The sequence below is a fragment of the Pseudomonas sp. BS-2016 genome, assembly GCF_001806145.1.
In the GTDB taxonomy this organism is placed as follows: Bacteria; Pseudomonadota; Gammaproteobacteria; order Pseudomonadales; family Pseudomonadaceae; genus Aquipseudomonas; species Aquipseudomonas lundensis.
In genome coordinates, this window is sequence record NZ_MLCT01000037.1 from 345,427 (window position 1) to 363,053 (window position 17,627).

The window sequence follows — 17,627 nt, forward strand, 5'->3', positions numbered from 1 at the left end:
GTGGCGGCGTTTTTTTGTGCACTTTTTCAGGGTCAAGGAAACTCAATATGCCTGCCCATAGCTCCCGTCCGGCGTTACACATTCAGCGCAGGCAGTCCCTGATAGCCGGAGCGCTGGCGTTGCTGCTGTTTGTGCTGGGTGAGCACACTCAGGCGACCATCGGCTTTGACTCGCGCTTTGTGCTATTTGCCCAAGAAATGCTGCGTCACGGCCCCAGCGTCTTTCCCACCACCTATGGCCAGCCGTACCCCGACTACAGCGCCACGTCGACGTTTTTGATCTGGCTACTCTCCGTGCCGTTCGATGAAGTCACCCGGCTGACGGCCTGGCTGCCGACTGCGATTGCCTGCGCGACAATCGTGACCCTGACCTGGCGCCTGGTCGCCCCGCATTCGCGGCAGTGGGCGGTGATGAGCGTAGCGTTATTGTTACTGAGCATGACGTTCATCACCGAAACCCGCGCCGTGTCACTGGACCAGATGCTGGCGGCGGTCAGCCTCGGTGTTTTTTACCTGGCCTACGCCCACGACCATTTGGGTGCGCCGCGCCGACACGCCGGTGTGCTGGCCTTACTGGTGCTGGGGTTTGCCTTGCGCGGCCCCATCGGGCTGGTGATTCCCACCGGCATGCTTTGTGTGTATTTCGTACTCGGCGGTCAATGGCGACGGATGCTGACCACGGGCATGCAGGCCGCTGCCCTGCTCGTTGTGTGCATCGGGGTGTTGCTGGCGTTGGCCTGGATCGCCGGCGGTGAAACCTTCGTGCATGAAGTGATCCGCATGCAAGTGACCGGGCGTATGGATGGCACCGAAGGCGCCAGCAGCGTGCTGTATTACTTCACCAGCGCTATGGGCAACTACGCGCTGGCGTACCCGCTGGCGGCCCTGGTGTTGGCCGCTCTCGTCTTTTGCGGTCGCAAAGAACCCGATGCCGCATTAACGCTGGTCAAATACTGCGTGGGGGCGGGGCTGATCGTGATGGTCGGGCTGTCCATCCCCCAGGCCAAGAAAGCCCGCTACCTGCTGCCGATGTTGCCCATGGCGGCGGTCATTGCGGCGTACCCGTTTCAGGGGCGGCAAGGACGTGCTTTTGCGCTGTTGCGCGGCTTGACGCTGGGCGTGTTGCTGCTCTTGCCGGGCCTGCTGATTGCAGGGTTGGTGATAGCGGGTAAACGTCTCGATGAACCGCTGCCGGCGTTGAACACGGCACTGACGGGATTGGCCGTCCTGCAACTGCTGGCCGTGGGTGCGCTGTTCAACACCCGCTGGCGCACGACGGGATTGGCCGCCTGCGCGGTGCTGGCCGTGTGGTCGGCCTACATCATGGTGTACGAGCCTTACGCACGCCGCGTGTACGACACACGCACATTCACCCGTGAGGCCATGCGCCTGATTGATCAAACCCCACAGCCCCTGGTGTTGCATGGCATGGGCAAGGATGCCAAGGCCATCAAGTTCATGGTCAATGTCGAGCGCGATCTGCAACCGGTGTTCACCCAGACGCCTGCCGAACTGGGCACGATTAGCGGGCGGGCCTGGGTCATCATGGACCGCCAGGACTACCAGGGCTTGCACGGCACCGTCTTGGGCAACACGGCACCGACACTGAGCGGGCGCTTTGACAAGAACGACATGGTGCTGCTGAAAAAACCCTGACGCGCCCAGTGCCCCAAAGGGCTCGGCTGCGGTTACAATCCCCGGCTTTTCCCCACGCCAAGGAACCTCCATGTCAGGGCTTGAACTGTTTGCCGCTGCGCTCGGTGTCATCGCCGTCTGGTTGACAGTCAAACAGAACCCTTGGTGCTGGCCGATCGGGCTGGTCATGGTGCTGCTCTACAGCTGGATCTTCTTCGAAGTGAAGCTGTATTCGGACATGCTCTTGCAGGTGGTTTACGCCGCGCTGCAACTGTATGGCTGGTGGCAATGGACACGCGCCGGTGCGCAACACCAGGGGCGCCAGGTCACGGCGCTCACTGCCCGTCAGGTGGTGACCGGTCTGGCCATCGGCGCGGTGGGTAGCCTCGCGCTTGGCGCAGCCATGGCCCACTGGACCGACGCGGCCCAGCCCTGGCTGGATGCTGCACTGACCGGGTTCAGTCTGGTGGCCCAACTGTGGATGGCGCAAAAACGGTTGCAGTGCTGGGCCCTGTGGTTTGTGGTGGACGTCATCTTCGTCGGCCTGTTTGTCTATAAGGGTTTGTACCTGACCGCCGGGCTGTATGCGCTGTTCACGGTGATCGCGATTCAGGGCTGGCGCGACTGGCGTCTCGACCCGGCGTTGCGTACATGAAGGTCGTGGTATTGGCGGGTCCGGAATCCAGCGGCAAGAGCTGGTTGTCCGCGCAGTTGCACCAGCACTTCGGTGGCCTGCTGGTGGGCGAATACGTGCGTCACTTCATGGCCGTTCACCCCCGCGACACCTGCCTGGCCGACATCCCGGCCATCGCCCGCGGGCAATTGGCCTGGGAAGACGCCGCCCGCGCGCAACAGCCCCCCTTGCTGATCCTCGACACCCACTTGCTGAGCAATATGCTGTGGAGCACCACCCTGTTCGGCGCCTGCCCGGACTGGCTGGAGCCGGAGCTGCTGAGCCGCCACTACGATATGCACCTGCTGCTGTCGCCCGAGGATGTGGAGTGGACGCCCGACGGCCTGCGCTGCCAGCCGAGCCTGGCCGAGCGCCAACACTTCTTTGAGCAAAGCCGGGACTGGCTGCAACGGCATGCCCAGCCCCTGCGCATCATTCGCGGCAGTTGGCAGGATCGACAGGCCAGCGCCATGGACGCCGTTCGGCAATTACTGGCAAATTGACCCTGTTTCACCCAAAAGTGTCCGCTGCTGAAACACCCCCCTGCCACGAAACCCTTATGCCGCAGGGTCTCTAGGGTGGCAGCGGGTGCTGTGTAACACCCTCGTTACAGAGGGCGTCCTGCCCCGTAAACGTCCTGAAGCCCTGGTCTTTCTTAGCCCGCCCGGCCTACATCCCTGTACCAAGCCTGAAACAGCAGTACGCCCCAACGCCCCTCCTTAAGGCCCAACTCATTGATTTACAAGTACATTTAAAAAGCGGCACAGCTTCTGCTCTCTCCTTCACAACGCTGATCAGGGCCAGCGTATTGAAGAAGGAATATGGTCATGGGGACTTTACGCACATTACTCACGCGTCACCTGCTACTGGCGTGCAGCTTCGGTGCATGGCTGGTGTGCGTGAACGCACAGGCCGATGGCACGGGTGAAATTGTGATTACCCGCCATGTCTACCCACGCGCCGTCGGCAGCATTGTGCCGCCCCCTGATCCCAACCCCACCACGGTCAATGCCAACCCGGCCGCCCAGATCAATGCCGTCACCACCCACGGCGAACTGGGGGATGGGGACTTTGCTCGCGTCAGCACCGGTTCCAGCATCACCCGTGTCATCAACACCGGCACTGGCAGCGTGCCGGGCCTGCTGAATCAAAACAGCGGCATGCCCGGTTTGACCAGCACTGCACGTGCAGGGGGCGGCAGCGGCGGTGGCTCGCTGGGCTCACTCGGCGGCCAGATCAACCGCAGTGTTGAGCAAGGCATGCGCCCGCTCACCTCGCTGGGCGGGCAATGACATGAACAACCTCGCGCTGCTCTTGACCGTGCTGGTCGCTGCACCGGTGCTGGCTGACAACAATCAGGCCGAGATCAATGCCTCGGGTGCCCATTACACCGGCAACCTGATGATCAATCAGGCTTCAGGCACTCAGCAGCAGCAAGTCAACAGCCGCGCCATTGCCATTGGCAATCAGGCCCAGTCCACGGCCGGGGTCACGCAACAACTCACAGGTCAGGCAGACCCCGCGATGAACGCTCGGGCCAGCATTGGCGGCGACTCCTTCAGCCAGGGCAGCGGCCTGCTGGGGGTCAACCAGTCCGCCGGTGCCAACAACCAGATGGTCAACGCTGTGCGGGTTGCCGTAGGCGCCGGACCGCAAAGTATCGATGACAACGCCTTGTCCCAGCAAAACGTGGCGTTGCAACCAAACTCGGGAGCGGGATCACTCAACACGGGCAGCCGCCAGATCGTTACCAGCGATCAGGCCTTCACCGGCAGCCGCGGAGTGGTTCAGGTCAACCAGAGTGCCGGGGTGGGGAACCGCATGGCTAACACCCTGAATGTACGGGTCACGCAGTGACTCGGGTTACGCGAAGTGCAATGACGTATGCCAACACACACATAACTGATGAAGCATGGAGAAACATCATGAAACCAACAATGGCTCTCAAACCACTGGTCTTCGCTCTGGCTGCACTGATGGCTGTGGCAGCACAAGCAGACAGTAATCGCCACCCCACCCCGACACCGGCAGCCACGAGTGGCGCCAGCGCCGTGATCGCTGATGTGCAGGTCAGTCATGACAACAACATCACCAATAACGGCACGCTCAACAGCGCAAAAGTCACTGACTCTGTGAAAAGCACCAACGGCAACGTCGGGGTCAACGTAGCGTCCGGCTCGGGTAACCAGCAGGACAACGCCGCCGCCATTGCCAGCAGTGACCAGAACTTTGTGCTCGGCACTGCGGCGGCCGTCGTGAGCGCCAGCCAGACCAACAGCTACAACAAAGTGAATAACCACGGCACGCAAAACGGCGCCACGCTCAACGACTCCATCCGAAACACCTCCGGCAACATTGGGGTGAACGTGTCCGCAGGCGACCTCAACCAACAGAAAAACAACCTGGCAATCGCCGTGTCCGGTGGCAACCTGGCCAGTGCGGCCGCTGGCACTGTACAAACCTCCAATAACCTGACGGTGGTCAATGACCTGAGCTCGGTCAGCACCCACACCCCCTGGCATAACCCCAACACAGCCCGCGTGGCTGTGAGCAACAACTCGACCGTTAACGACTCGATCAAGTACACCTCCGGTAACGTGGGTGCCAACGTCTCGGCCGGGGTCGGCAATCAGCAGAACAACTCGATGGTTATCAGCACAACCTCGATGTAACACGGCGGTTTGAAGGGCCTCTACAGCAGAGGCCCTTTCTTCATGTGAGGTGACTTCATCATGTTGCGGATCGCGCTCGCCCTGTTGTTAGGCCTGACCTGCGAGGTGCAGGCGGCCCGTATGCCGGTTGCGGCGTTGCCGGGCGGGAACCTGGTGTTCAAGCCGGTACAGAGCATTCGCGAACGTCGCTTCAGCGATCTGGTGGAGCAAAAAACCGATTTCAGCTGCGGTGCCGCCGCGTTGGCCACCATTTTGCGTCAGGCTTATTGGCTGGACGTGGATGAAGACCACGTCATCAAAGGCATGCTGGTCAATGCCAACGAAGACCTGGTGCGGACCCAGGGCTTTTCGATGCTGGACATGAAGCACTACATCGAGAGCATCGGCATGCGCGCCCGGGGGTATCGCATCCCGGCCCAAAACCTGCGAGACATCAATGTCCCGGTGGTCGTGCTGTTGGACATACGGGGCTACAAGCATTTTGTGGTACTGCAACGGGCTCAAGACAACTGGGTGTACATCGGCGACCCCGTGTTGGGCCACAAGCGGTACAGCCAGGAAGATTTTGTTAAAGGCTGGAACGGTATTGTGTTTGCCGTCATTGGTCCCGGTTATGACAAGACCAATGCGCTGCGCACCCCTCCGGTTCCGCTCTCGGCCAAGAACACGCTGGATGCGTTCAGCCCGGTCAAAGATGCCGAGTTGCTGGACTTCGGCTTTATCCAGAGTGACTTTTTTTAACGGCACCTCATTCACCATGGCGGGCAGGACGCTCCCGGGAGCAGCACATGAACATCCACTATTGGCTGGCGCTAACTTGCCTTGCGACATGCCTGCACGTGCAGGCCGAAACGTCGTTTAAACCCATAGAGTTGAAAGATCAGGAACTGTCAGAGTTGCGCGGCCGTTTTGTCATGCCCGGTCGCATTATCAGTTTCGGTCTGGTCATGAGCAGCACCTGGACCAATGCTCAGGGCGCGACCATTGGGGCCAGTACCAGCCTGCACCTGCAAAACTCGGTCAAGCCGCAGTTTTATGTGTCCACCTATTCCCAACAAGGCACCCCGCAACAAGGCAAGCCCGACACCGGCACCGGCATTGTGCTGGGCGGTGCCGGCCTGGGCAGTGGCCAGGGCGTCGTCCAGAGCGTGCGGGCCGCAGGGGATAACAACAGCGCGCTCAACAACGTGGACATCAGCATCAGCCAATCCGGTCAAGCACCGGCGCTCACTCAACAAGGCAGTGTATTGACGGCCACTAATCCGGTTTCATTAAGCAACGCGGCAGGTAGCGTCAGTGTGGCGATAAACAATGGAGCCATTCAAATGGCTATAGCCGCCAACAACAATCAAGGCAACTCGTTACAGCAAATCGCTCAAGGTGGCGTGTTACAGAACACCACGTTATTGGGCGGCGGCAATGCCGTGAATAACATGACTCAATTGAATATGGTGCTGGGCAATAAACTGCCCAGTACCGAGGGACTTAATTCAAACCTCAACCAACTAAAAGCCCTTCGTGCGGCAGGATATTGAACTAGGCTGTTCCACTACTTAATGGACTACCCGGACGGCTTATTTCATGCATCGATCGTTTACCTTTCGCGCAGTTGTATGTATGAGCGCACTCCTTCCCTCCACCCTGCTACAGGCGGCTTCGGAGGTTGATGTAGAAACGTTGAAACAGGAATTAATGGAGCTGCGCCAGCGGTACGATCAACAACAAAAAGCCTTGGCGGTGCTTGAACAACGCGTCCGCCAAGTAGAAGAACAACCGGCGGTTCCGGCCCCCAAACGCCTGGTCAAGTCCCCGGCCGATCTCAAGCGCGGGCAAACGGTGGCCCAATCCGGCGGCGCTGCAGGCGGCACCGGCAGTTCGTACGGCCAGTCCCTCAAAGACGATTCTGAACCCGCGCAAAGTGTCACCAACCTGTACGACGAAGCCAGCGGCTTCTTCGGCGGCGGCAAGTTCAGTGTCGAAACCGGGATCACCTATTCGCGCTATGACACCCGCCAGTTAACCCTCAACGGCTTTCTGGCCCTGGACTCCATCCTGCTGGGCAACCTCAACCTGGACCGGATTAAAGCCGATAACTGGACCCTGGACCTGACGGCACGTTACAACCTCGACAATCGCTGGCAATTCGATGTCAACGTGCCCGTGGTGTACCGCGAATCAACCTACCAGTCCGGTGGCGCCAACGGCGGCGATGCGTCGGCAGCGTCCGACAAAACTGTCACCCGCGATCCGACCATTGGCGACGTTAACGTCGGTGTTGCCTACAAGTTCCTCGACGAATCGCCCAACACCCCGGACGCCGTCTTCTCGGTCAGGGTCAAGGCACCGACCGGCAAGGACCCGTTCGGCATCAAGCTGGTCACCGACGGGCAGAACAACAACATCATTTACCCCGAAAGTTTGCCCACCGGGAATGGGGTGTGGTCCATCACGCCGGGCATTTCGCTGGTCAAGACCTTCGACCCGGCGGTGCTGTTCGGCTCGCTTTCCTACACCTACAACCTGGAAGACTCATTCAGTGACATCGGCTCCACGGCCGGTCAGTCACAACCCGGCAGCGTCAAGCTGGGCGACAGCTACCAGATTGGTGCGGGCGTGGCCTTTGCGCTGAACGAGAAAATGAGCATGTCGTTCTCGGTGTCTGACCTGATCCAGAGCAAGAGCAAAATCAAATACAAGGGCCAAGACTGGCAAACCCTGACCACCAGCGACGCCAACGCCGGCTACTTCAACGTGGGCATGACCATTGCGGCCACCGACAACCTGACCATCGTGCCCAACCTCTCGATTGGTCTGACCGAAGATGCGCCGGATTTCACGTTCAGCCTCAAATTCCCGTACTACTTCTAACGCCAGGTGCGCAAAAGGCCCGCTGTGGGTGAACACGGCGGGCCTGCCCCTAGCGGATTTGATGCTTGTGTAACAAACGGTAAAACGTCGGTCGCGAGACACCCAGCACTTTGGCTGCCAGGCTGAGGTTGTTGCTGTGGCGCTGTAACACGTCACACAACGCCTGCCGCTCAGCGCGGTCCTTGTAGTCTTCCAGTGTGCCCATGGTCAGGCTGGGCGCCTGTCGGGTCTCAAGCCCCAGATCACAGGACTCAATCTGACGGCCTTCGGCCAATACCAGGCCGCGACGCACCCGGTTGGCCAGTTCACGCACATTGCCCGGCCAGTCGTGATTGCCCATGGCAACCAGTGCTTGCTCGCTGAAAGTCCGCGGTCGACGCCCGGTTTCCTGGCTGTAAAACCGTGCAAAGTGGTTGGCCAGCATGGCCATGTCACCGTGCCGCTCACGCAAGGGGGCGGTGAACACCTGCAACACGTTGAGCCGGTAATACAAATCTTCCCGAAACCGCCCGTTGATGATGGCGGCTTCCAGGTCCACATGGGTCGCTGCCAACACCCGCACATCCACAGGGATCGGCTGGCTGCCGCCCACGCGTTCGATGTGTTTTTCTTGTAAGAAGCGTAGCAAGTTAGCCTGTAGCTCAAGGGGTAGATCGCCAATCTCATCCAGAAACAACGTCCCGCCATGGGCGGCCTCTATGCGGCCGATCTTGCGTTGATGGGCCCCGGTGAACGCGCCTTTTTCATGACCAAACAGCTCCGACTGGATCAGGTGTTCCGGAATGGCGCCGCAGTTGATCGCGACAAAAGGCCGGGCGTGGCGCTGGGACTGGCGGTGCAGGGTCCGGGCCACCAGTTCCTTGCCCGTACCGCTCTCGCCCCGAATCAATACCGGCGATTCGGTGGGAGCCAGTTTGCCCAACAATTTGCGCAAGTCCCGGATGGCACGACTTTCCCCTAGCAACTCGTGCCCTGCGCTTTCAATCGGGTCGGTGCTGCGGCCTCGCAGGCGCGCCATGCCAAACGCCCGGCCCAGGGTCACCTGAACCCGCGACACATCGAAAGGCAGGGTATGGAAATCGAAAAACCACTCGCAGACAAAATCGCCGACGGTTTTCAATTGCAAGGTGTCAGGGCTGAGCACGGCAATCCACTCGGTGCCGCTGCGACTGATCATGTCTTTGACCGCTTCGGGTCGTTCCAGGTGAAAAGGTTGTAACCGGATAAGACCAACATCACATGAACGATCATTCACAGCGTCCAGCTCACAACTGTCCACTTCCCAGCCAATGTGACGCAGCCCGGGCACTATCTGATGACAATCATCACAAGGATCAACCACTAACAAACGGCGGGACACGGGCAATTCGAGCATGACTGTTCCTTGGCGCCAAAATATTAAAAGATTAGTAAAAACAGTAAGTTGAGGATATTGCTCCTAACGGTAGTCAACCTTTGAACGGCGCTTGTACTGTTTTCTTATAACCCTAATATCAAACGGAACTTTGCCCACTCATAGGCACAGACCTGCAACCTGAATCGCTGTTTTTGAACAGCAACAAAACCTTGATCCAGATCAGCCCCATGAAAACCCGTTAAAAAAAAACGCAAATGGGTGTGACCTGCGTGGGGGCATCGGTCATCAGTACAAGTAACCAACCGCACGGTATGCCCAGCCGACGGTTAATCACTTGATGGGCCTATTTGAGAGACGACCCTATGAACGCCCCGCTCCGTTTCAACGAAGCACTTTTGATTGCCGGCCACGCGTTTCAACCTTTCCAGTGCGTGGCTTGGGCTGCACAGGACGGCCATGGCGAACTGAGCCTGACCGTGATTGACCGCACCAGCACCCGTATTGGCCGTAAGCAGATCCCGCGCAGTGCCTGCGCCGACGCCAAACAGCTCGCCAGCCTGCTGGCACAAGCCCGCGCCGAGTTGAGCGAAGAAGGCTACGCGTTGCAGCCGTGGGTCATGCCGGCTTAATCCGCCTGATGCCGGTGTATCGCGCAACGAGGCTGTGATAGGGTGCCACCCCCGGCCACCCGATCGCAGCCTCGCGTTTTTAGCTACAGGGTTTGAAGCTCATCCAGATGCCGGTATTCGATGTGCAGATCGCTGGCGATTTGTCGGGCCCTACCCAGACGAATCGGTCCACGTTCCATGTCGACCAGCAGACCAGGGCATTCAAGTGCGTGTGACGTGCGCCATGCCTTGAGCCGACCGTCAGTGAGCAACAACACGCGTTGCTCCTCCAGCGGAAAGCGCCGCCGCCGGGCGTTGAGCCATTCACTGGCTTCGCCCACCGCTTCCAGCAACGGCGTACCGCCCCCCGCGCCCAAGCCTTCCAGCCACTGTTCCAGCCCTTTGGCCGCTTTGATGCCGCTGACGTGCCATTGCGGATTCAAACCGCTGGCGGTCATCACGGCCACCCGTGCCCGTTGCCGATAAGCATCCTCGAACACTTCGGCCAGCAAGCCTTTGGCATCCGTCAGCGCGTGATGACGCCGGGTCGAAGCCGAGGCATCCACGATCACCAGCCACAGCTGGGGCGCGGTGCCACGACGGGTTTTGAACGCCAGGTCCTTGCGTTGCCGGGGCCGTCCCTGCTGCAAGGTCTGGACCCAATCCACCGCCCCGCAAGGCGCCGGACGACTGGCGCCCTGCTTGCCGCTGTCCAGGGTTCCCGGTCGGGGTCTGGCATCCGCCCCCCCGGTTGCACGAGGGCGGATGCCTAAGGCTTTTTTGGCCAGCTCGGCACTTCACGACGCGCGCCGGTTGTCTGCGGCTGAACCGGCAATTGCCCCCACAACCCCTGCCCGGCTTCGCTCGCCGTGGTGGGCGAAGGCGTGGGCGGTGGCGGTTGATCCGGCGTGGGGGCGTGCGGCGTCTGCTGGCGACGACGGTGGCGCAGGGCACATTCGGCCACGGCGTCGATGTCCTGCACCTCGATACTGACGGCGCCACGCCACGCGGCATGGGCCCGGGCGGCACGCAGCCAGACCAGATCCGCGCGCAGGCCGTCCACGCCCGCTGCAAAGCAGCGTTCAGTGATGATCGTCAGCGAGGCATCATCCAGCGCAATAGCACCCAGCAACTCACGGGCGTGCTGACAGCGCGCGCGCAAGGCCTCCTGACTGGCGCGCCAGTGCGCGCAGAACCCGTGTGGATCGGCATCAAAGTCCAGACGCCGACGAATGATTTCGCCGCGCTCGGCAGGCGCTGGCTGGCCGCTCATGGCGACGTTGAGACCGAAGCGGTCGAGCAATTGCGGACGCAGCTCACCCTCTTCAGGGTTCATGGTGCCTATCAAAACAAACCGGGCCGGGTGCCGGTGGGAAATACCGTCGCGCTCCACGACGTTGACGCCACTGGCGGCCACGTCCAGCAGCACGTCGACCAGATGGTCGGCCAGCAGGTTGACTTCGTCGACGTACAGCACGCCGCCATCCGCCTTGGCCAGTACGCCCGGCGAAAACTGCGCCTTGCCCTGCCCCAGAGCCGCGTCCAGATCGAGCGTGCCCACCAGTCGTTCTTCGGTGGCGCCCAGTGGCAAGGTGACAAATTGACCGCTGGCAAGCACATCCGCCAGCCCGCGTGCCAGGGTGGACTTGGCCATGCCGCGCGGGCCTTCAATCAACACCCCGCCGATTTTCGGGTCGATTGCCGTCAGGCACAGCGCCAGTTTCAAGTCCTCGGCGCCCACGACCGCAGACAGCGGGAAGTGAGGGGTATCAGTCATGTCAGTGTCCACATCAGTCTTCTTCAATGTCCAGCAGCAGGTTTTCCAGTGCATCCCGGTACTCGCCGGGCTCGCTCCACAAGCCGCGTTGCTGGGCTTCCAGCAGCCGCTCGGTCATGTCGCGCAAGGCATGGGGGTTGTGTTGCTGCACAAATTGCCGGGTGTCCGGGTCCAACAAATAGGCGTCGGCCAACAAGGCATATTGATGATCGTCGATCAGGTGCGTGGTGGCGTCGAACGCGAACAGGTTGTCCAAGGTCGCGGCCATTTCAAACGCGCCTTTATAGCCATGTCGCTTGACGCCCTCAATCCACTTCGGATTCGCCGCACGGGAACGGACCACCCGGTTCAGTTCTTCCTTGAGGGTACGAATCTTCGGCAGATCCGGCTGGCTATGATCGCCGTGGTAACTGGCGACCTGCCCGCCGCTCAGGCTTTCGACGGCCGCGAGCATGCCCCCCTGGAATTGGTAATAGTCGTTGGAGTCGAGTAAGTCGTGCTCGCGGTTGTCCTGGTTCTGCACCACCGCTTGCAACTGGCTCAGGCGCTGGGCGAACGGACCGCGGGCCGCCGTGCCTTCATCGGCCCCGCCGTAGGCATACCCGCCCCAATTTAAATAGACCTCGGCCAGATCATCGCGGCTCTGCCACAAACGCCCGTCAATGGCGTTCTGTACCCCCGCGCCATAAGCGCCGGGCTTGGCGCCGAACACCCGCCAGCCTGCCTGGCGGGCCGCCAGTTCCGGGCTCAGCCCCTCACGCTCGAGCTGTTGACGCTCGTTGCGCACCCTGGCCGCCAGCGGGTTCAGGTCATCCGGTTCGTCCAGTGCTGCCACCGCTTGCACGGCCGCATCGAACAGGCGGATGAGGTTGGCGAATGCATCGCGGAAGAACCCCGACACCCGCAGCGTGACATCCACGCGCGGCCGATCCAGCAGGCTCACCGGGAGGATTTCAAAGTCGTCGACGCGCTGACTGCCGGTGGCCCACACCGGGCGCACGCCCATCAGCGCCATGGCTTGAGCGATGTCGTCACCGCCAGTACGCATGGTGGCCGTGCCCCACACCGATAAACCCAGCTGACGCAGGTGATCGCCGTGGTCCTGCAAGTGGCGTTCGAGGATCAGGTTGGCCGATTGAAAGCCGATGCGCCACGCCGTGGTTGTCGGCAGATTGCGCACATCCACCGAGAAAAAGTTGCGCCCGGTGGGCAACACATCCAGCCGTCCGCGACTCGGCGCCCCGCTGGGCCCGGCAGGCACGAAGCGGCCGTTGAGCGCGTCGAGCAAGCCCTGCATCTCGGCGGGGCCGCAGGCGTCGAGCCGTGGTGCAACCTCCTGCAGCAAGGCGTCAAACATGCTCCGCACCTCGGCCCATTGATCGTCTGGCGGCAAGGACAAGGTGCCGTCCAGCGCCTGCTCGATCAGCCCGGCGGCATACAGTTCAAGGCGCTCGCGGGTGTCGCCGGCCGTGCGCCACAGGGCATCGCTGACCGCCGACAGAGGCGCCGGGCGCCGCGCGGTCCAGGGTTCGGCCAGCGCACAGTCAAGCGGGTCAAAACCCAGGTCGAAAGCCTTGGACAGTGCCCGTAGCACACTGGACTGCGCACCGCGCCCGTCGCCCCGGGGGATGCGCAGCAGCGCCAGCAGCGTGTCAATGCGTAAGCGGCCTGCAGGCGACTCGCCAAAAATATGCAGCCCGTCGCGTATTTGCGACTCTTTCAAGTCGCACAGGTAGGTGTCCAGTCGCGGCAGCCAGATGGCCGCATCCGCGTCGCTGTCGAGCTGTTCGTCCAGCTCCAGTTCGCGGTCGATATGGGTTTCACGCACCAGTTTGAGAATGTCGCGCTGCAATTCGCGCGCCCGGCGCGGGTCCAGCAACTGCGCTTCGTAATACTCGTCCGCCAGCAGTTCAAGGTCGCGCAGCGGGCCATAGGTTTCGGCGCGAGTCAACGGCGGCATGAGGTGGTCGATAATCACCGCCTGGGTCCGGCGCTTGGCCTGCGCGCCTTCACCCGGATCGTTGACGATGAACGGGTAGACATTGGGCAGCGGGCCCAGCAACGCATCGGGCCAGCACTCATCAGACAGCCCCACGCCTTTGCCCGGCAACCACTCCAGATTGCCGTGCTTGCCCACGTGCACCACGGCATGCGCACCGTAGGTGTGGCGCAACCAGAAGTAAAACGCCAGATAGCCATGGGGCGGCACCAGATCCGGGTCGTGGTACACCGCGCTGGCGTCCACCTGATAACCACGGGCGGGCTGAATGCCGACAAAGGTCAGGCCAAAGCGCAGGCCCGCGATCATCAGCCGGCCGTCGCGAAACATCGGGTCATTTTCCGGCCGCCCCCACCGCGCCAGCACTGCCTGCTGGTTGGCGTGCGGCAACGCACGGAACTGCTTGGCGTACTCGTCCAGCCCCAGGCTTTGGTGGCAAGGGCGCAGGTCAAGGCTTTCCAGGTCATTGCTCACGCCGCCCAGCAGCGCTTGAATCAACGCCGTGCCGGACGCTGGCAGTTCGCCGTCCAGCGGATAACCCTGTTGCTTCAAAGCCCGCAGGATATTCAACGCCGCGGCCGGGGTGTCCAGCCCGACCCCGTTACCGATGCGCCCGTCACGGGTCGGGTAATTGGCAAGGATCAACGCGATGCGCTTGTGCGGGTTCGGCACGCGGGCCAGCTCAACCCAGCGGCGCGCCAGTTGTGCGACAAAGTCCATGCGCTCGGGCTGAGCGCGATAACACACCACATCCGACTGGCTGCGCTCACTGCGCCAGGCCAGATCCTTGAAGCTGATGGGGCGGCTGATGATGCGCCCGTCCAGCTCCGGCAGCGCAATGTGCATTGCCAGATCTCGGGGGCCCAGCCCTTGTTCACTGTCACGCCAGCCGGGTTCGTTGTCCTGGGCGCAAATCGCCTGAATCACCGGGATGTTGCGCCGGAACGGCCGCACGTGCGGTGCCTCCGGGCTGGACTGAGCGAAGCCGGTGGTGTTGAGAATGACCCCGGCGTCCACCTCATCGAGCAGGTCTTGCACCACCGCCAGACACCCCGGTTCCTTGAGGCTGGCCACGGCAATCGGTAACGGATTGATCCCGGCCGCTTGCAGGCGCTGGCAAAACACATCCACAAAGCCGGTGTTGGCCGCTTGCAAATGCGAGCGATAAAACAGCAACGCGGCCACGGGAAAATCGGGCTGCCATTGGGCCTGCCAGTCGCTGAGCTGCGGGCTGGCGTGTACCGGGTGATAAATCGCGGTACGCGGCAGGGCCTGCGGCTCGCCCCAGGGGTAAGCGCGACCCAGCCATTGGCCTGCGAGGCAGTTAAACAGTTGCAGCGCGTTGTGCCGCCCGCCCTGACGCAAAAAGTGCCACAACCGTTCGGCCTGTTCGGCCGGCACGGTGCTCAGCGCGCTGAGTTCAGGGTCGGGACGATCGTCGCCGGGCACCAGGATCAGGGTCACGCCGCGCTCGGCCAACTGCATCAGTTGTTCGATGCCATAGCGCCAATAGCCAATCCCGCCATGCAACGACAGCAGAATGACCTTGGCGTGTTGCAGCACTTGGTCGACATACAGGTCGACCGAGGCATGATTCTGAACCTGCATCGGATTAGCCAGACGCAGGCTCGGGTAATCGTCGGGCAATTGCTGCGCCGCTTCGGCCAGCAAAGCCAGGCTGGAGTCGCCGCTGCACAGGATCACCAGCTCGGCGGGGGTTTGCCCCAGGTCGGCAATGTTGTCGTCCGATACAAAGCCACCGGGCTGGGTCCTGAGCAAATGCATGGCTTAAGCGCTCAGCGCAGTGCGCAGGGTGGATTCCAGCAGCGCGGCGTCCAGGTCCTGACCAATCAGTACCAACCGGGTGACGCGGTTTTCATCCGCCGCCCAGGCACGGTCGAAATGTTTGTCAAAACGGGTGCCCACACCCTGAATCAACAGGCGCATCGGTTTGCCCGGAATCGCGGCGAAACCCTTGACCCGCAGAATGCCGTGGCGGATCACCAACTGCGTCAGGGCTTCGAGCAGCACGCGCTCTTCGGCCTGGGGCAGCTCAATGGAGATGGAGTCGAACGCGTCGTGATCGTGGTCGTCATGGTCATCGCCTTCATGGTGATGATCGTGATGGCTGTGGCGGCTGTCGATGTGCGCTTCCGAGCCGTTACCCAGCCCCAGCAACACGTCGAGCGGCAAACGGCCGCTGCTGGCTTCGATGACTTTGACCGCAGGCGGCAGTTCTTCTGCCACTTCCAGACGCACCTTGGCGAGGTCTTCAGGGCTGATCAGGTCGGCTTTATTGAGAATGACCAGGTCGGCGCTGGCCAGTTGGTCGGCGAACAGCTCATGCAGCGGCGATTCGTGGTCCAGGTTCGGGTCGAGTTTGCGCTGGGCATCCACCTGGTCCGGGAACGCGGCAAAGGTGCCCGCGGCCACGGCCGGGCTGTCGACCACGGTAATCACCGCGTCTACGGTGCAGGCGCTGCGGATTTCAGGCCACTGAAAGGCTTGGACCAGCGGCTTTGGCAGCGCCAGGCCGGAGGTTTCGATCAGGATGTGGTCGATGTCGCCACGGCGCGCCACCAACTCGCGCATCACCGGGAAGAACTCTTCCTGAACGGTGCAGCACAGGCAGCCGTTGGCCAGCTCATACACGCGGCCATTGGCTTCTTCTTCGGTACACCCGATAGAGCACTGCTTGAGGATTTCGCCATCAATGCCCAGCTCGCCGAACTCGTTAACGATAACGGCAATGCGACGGCCCTGCGCGTTGTCCAGCATGTGACGCAGCAAGGTGGTTTTGCCCGAACCGAGGAAGCCGGTGACGATGGTGACGGGGGTTTTGGCCAGTGTTTTCATCGGATGCCCTTTGGCAAAGCGGCGGGCATACGGGACGAGGCCGCACACGCTGCACGGCCGTATTCGCCACCGGATCACCCCGCCCGGTTGAAGTAAAAAACGCTCACGAGGCAGGTCTCCTGGCTTACGGCTGACAGCAGCCGGAGGGCTGCGTCTTTCCTTGCGCCTTCCCGCTCCCTGGAGCAGTGGCCTTGCAAGGCAATTGACCGTTTACAGTTGCGGGGGCAGCCGCGGCATACCGCGTTCCCTTCTTAGCTTCGCGTGGCGAAGAACCTCGAACGCGCAAGGCTACGCAGTGCGTTGTAACAGGTCAATGTCAAGACGCGGGCGGGTGGATCAAAGGGTCGGCAATTTGGCCCACGGGTGCGCCTGTTCCAGCTGCGCACTCAGGCGCAGCAGCACATCTTCCCCGCCCATCGGGGCGGTGAGCATCATGCCAATCGGCATGCCGGTGTCACTCATGCCCACGGGCAGCGAGATGGCGGGCTGCCCGCTGACATTGGCCAGCACGGTAAACCCGGCGCTGCCCATGGCGTTGTGGGCGTAACTGTCCCAAGGCTGGTCGAGGCTCAGCAGCCCCAGTTTCGGGGTGACGTTGGCCGTGACCGGAGACAGGATCACGTCGAGCTGGCGGAACTGGTCTTCCATGTAGCCGCCAATCGACTCGAACGACTGGCGAGCGCGATACAACGCTTCGCCCGTGACTTTTTGCGCGTTGCCCAACACCACTTGCGTAATGCGTTCCAGGTCCTCAGGCGTGGCACTGCGGCCCAGCGCTTGCTCACGGTCACGCACCAGGGTCAACAGCGCGTCGCCGATCACCGCGCCATGGGCTCCGAACAATTGCCGCGGATCGACCTGCAAACGCACAGGCTCCACGTCGTGCCCCAGCGCCGACAACCGCTGAGCGGTCGCGTCGAGTACCCGCGCCACTTCAGGGTCCAGCGGCGCACCGGTCAGCGATTCGCGCACCAGCCCCACGCGCAAACGTCCCGGCGCGGCCTGCAACTCGTCCACGTAGGGCCGTGCCAGCGGTTTGGTCCAATACGGGCTGCCGGCTTCATGGCCCTGCCCGGCATCCAGAAACAGCGCCATGTCCCGCACGTTTCGCGACACCACATTGCCGACGCTGGCCCCGAACCAACCTTCGAACTTGCCGGGGCCGCTGGGGGTGCGGYAACRG

Annotated in this window: 16 protein-coding genes and 1 riboswitch; of the genes, 10 read left to right on the plus strand and 6 right to left on the minus strand. The window is 61.8% G+C overall.

The annotated features are described in order from the left end of the window. Window positions 1-47: 47 nt before the first annotated feature. The 9 genes from BKD70_RS21265 (at window position 48) to BKD70_RS21305 (ending at window position 7,847) form a co-directional block, all read left to right on the plus strand. Window positions 48-1,655, plus strand: a complete 1,608-nt coding sequence (locus BKD70_RS21265; protein WP_047274364.1) for a glycosyltransferase family 39 protein — start codon at window positions 48-50, stop codon at window positions 1,653-1,655. Between the two features lie 70 nt (window positions 1,656-1,725). After that, the gene (pnuC, locus tag BKD70_RS21270; protein WP_047274361.1) at window positions 1,726-2,289 is read left to right on the plus strand and encodes a nicotinamide riboside transporter PnuC; all 564 of its coding nucleotides are present in this window, start codon (window positions 1,726-1,728) and stop codon (window positions 2,287-2,289) included. After that, window positions 2,286-2,810, plus strand: coding sequence for an AAA family ATPase (locus BKD70_RS21275; RefSeq protein ID WP_047274359.1), 525 nt, complete (start codon window positions 2,286-2,288; stop codon window positions 2,808-2,810). Before pnuC ends, BKD70_RS21275 begins: the two co-directional genes overlap by 4 nt. A gap of 324 nt (window positions 2,811-3,134) precedes the next feature. Then, entirely contained in the window at window positions 3,135-3,599 is a 465-nt protein-coding gene (locus BKD70_RS21280; RefSeq protein ID WP_047274358.1) for a hypothetical protein, read from the plus strand. A gap of 1 nt (window position 3,600) precedes the next feature. Further along, complete coding sequence (locus BKD70_RS21285) at window positions 3,601-4,164, plus strand: hypothetical protein (RefSeq protein ID WP_047274356.1); 564 nt, start codon at window positions 3,601-3,603, stop codon at window positions 4,162-4,164. A 68-nt stretch (window positions 4,165-4,232) separates the two neighbouring features. Continuing rightward, window positions 4,233-4,979 (plus strand): hypothetical protein, encoded by a 747-nt coding sequence (locus BKD70_RS21290; protein ID WP_047274354.1) that lies wholly within the window; start codon window positions 4,233-4,235, stop codon window positions 4,977-4,979. A gap of 60 nt (window positions 4,980-5,039) precedes the next feature. Further along, window positions 5,040-5,720: a C39 family peptidase gene (locus tag BKD70_RS21295; RefSeq protein ID WP_047274352.1), complete on the plus strand. Its 681-nt coding sequence runs from the start codon at window positions 5,040-5,042 to the stop codon at window positions 5,718-5,720. A 47-nt stretch (window positions 5,721-5,767) separates the two neighbouring features. Beyond that, on the plus strand, window positions 5,768-6,514 hold the full coding sequence (locus BKD70_RS21300) for a hypothetical protein (protein ID WP_047274351.1): 747 nt from the start codon (window positions 5,768-5,770) through the stop codon (window positions 6,512-6,514). 46 nt (window positions 6,515-6,560) lie between these two features. Then, a complete protein-coding gene (locus tag BKD70_RS21305) occupies window positions 6,561-7,847 on the plus strand; it encodes a transporter (RefSeq protein ID WP_047274349.1) in 1,287 nt (428 codons plus the stop codon). 49 nt (window positions 7,848-7,896) lie between these two features. Here BKD70_RS21305 and BKD70_RS21310 read toward each other — a convergent pair whose 3' ends face one another. Beyond that, window positions 7,897-9,222: a sigma-54 dependent transcriptional regulator gene (locus BKD70_RS21310; protein WP_047274620.1), complete on the minus strand. Its 1,326-nt coding sequence runs from the start codon at window positions 9,220-9,222 to the stop codon at window positions 7,897-7,899. Between the two features lie 344 nt (window positions 9,223-9,566). On the opposite strand from BKD70_RS21310, the gene BKD70_RS21315 reads away from it, so the two are divergent. Continuing rightward, on the plus strand, window positions 9,567-9,833 hold the full coding sequence (locus BKD70_RS21315; RefSeq protein WP_047274621.1) for a hypothetical protein: 267 nt from the start codon (window positions 9,567-9,569) through the stop codon (window positions 9,831-9,833). 83 nt (window positions 9,834-9,916) lie between these two features. Here BKD70_RS21315 and BKD70_RS21320 read toward each other — a convergent pair whose 3' ends face one another. From BKD70_RS21320 to BKD70_RS24490, 5 genes are all read right to left on the minus strand, one after another. After that, window positions 9,917-10,480, minus strand: a complete 564-nt coding sequence (locus BKD70_RS21320) for a VWA domain-containing protein (RefSeq protein WP_252190500.1) — start codon at window positions 10,478-10,480, stop codon at window positions 9,917-9,919. A 101-nt stretch (window positions 10,481-10,581) separates the two neighbouring features. Next, the gene (locus tag BKD70_RS21325; protein WP_047274642.1) at window positions 10,582-11,589 is read right to left on the minus strand and encodes an ATP-binding protein; all 1,008 of its coding nucleotides are present in this window, start codon (window positions 11,587-11,589) and stop codon (window positions 10,582-10,584) included. 13 nt (window positions 11,590-11,602) lie between these two features. Further along, window positions 11,603-15,373, minus strand: a complete 3,771-nt coding sequence (cobN, locus tag BKD70_RS21330) for a cobaltochelatase subunit CobN (protein ID WP_047274623.1) — start codon at window positions 15,371-15,373, stop codon at window positions 11,603-11,605. 3 nt (window positions 15,374-15,376) lie between these two features. Further along, complete coding sequence (cobW, locus tag BKD70_RS21335; RefSeq protein ID WP_047274624.1) at window positions 15,377-16,444, minus strand: cobalamin biosynthesis protein CobW; 1,068 nt, start codon at window positions 16,442-16,444, stop codon at window positions 15,377-15,379. 91 nt (window positions 16,445-16,535) lie between these two features. Further along, window positions 16,536-16,736: riboswitch (cobalamin riboswitch) on the minus strand. 44 nt (window positions 16,737-16,780) lie between these two features. Next, window positions 16,781-17,627: amidase family protein (locus BKD70_RS24490; protein WP_256543143.1), on the minus strand; the 847-nt coding region annotated here is incomplete at its 5' end.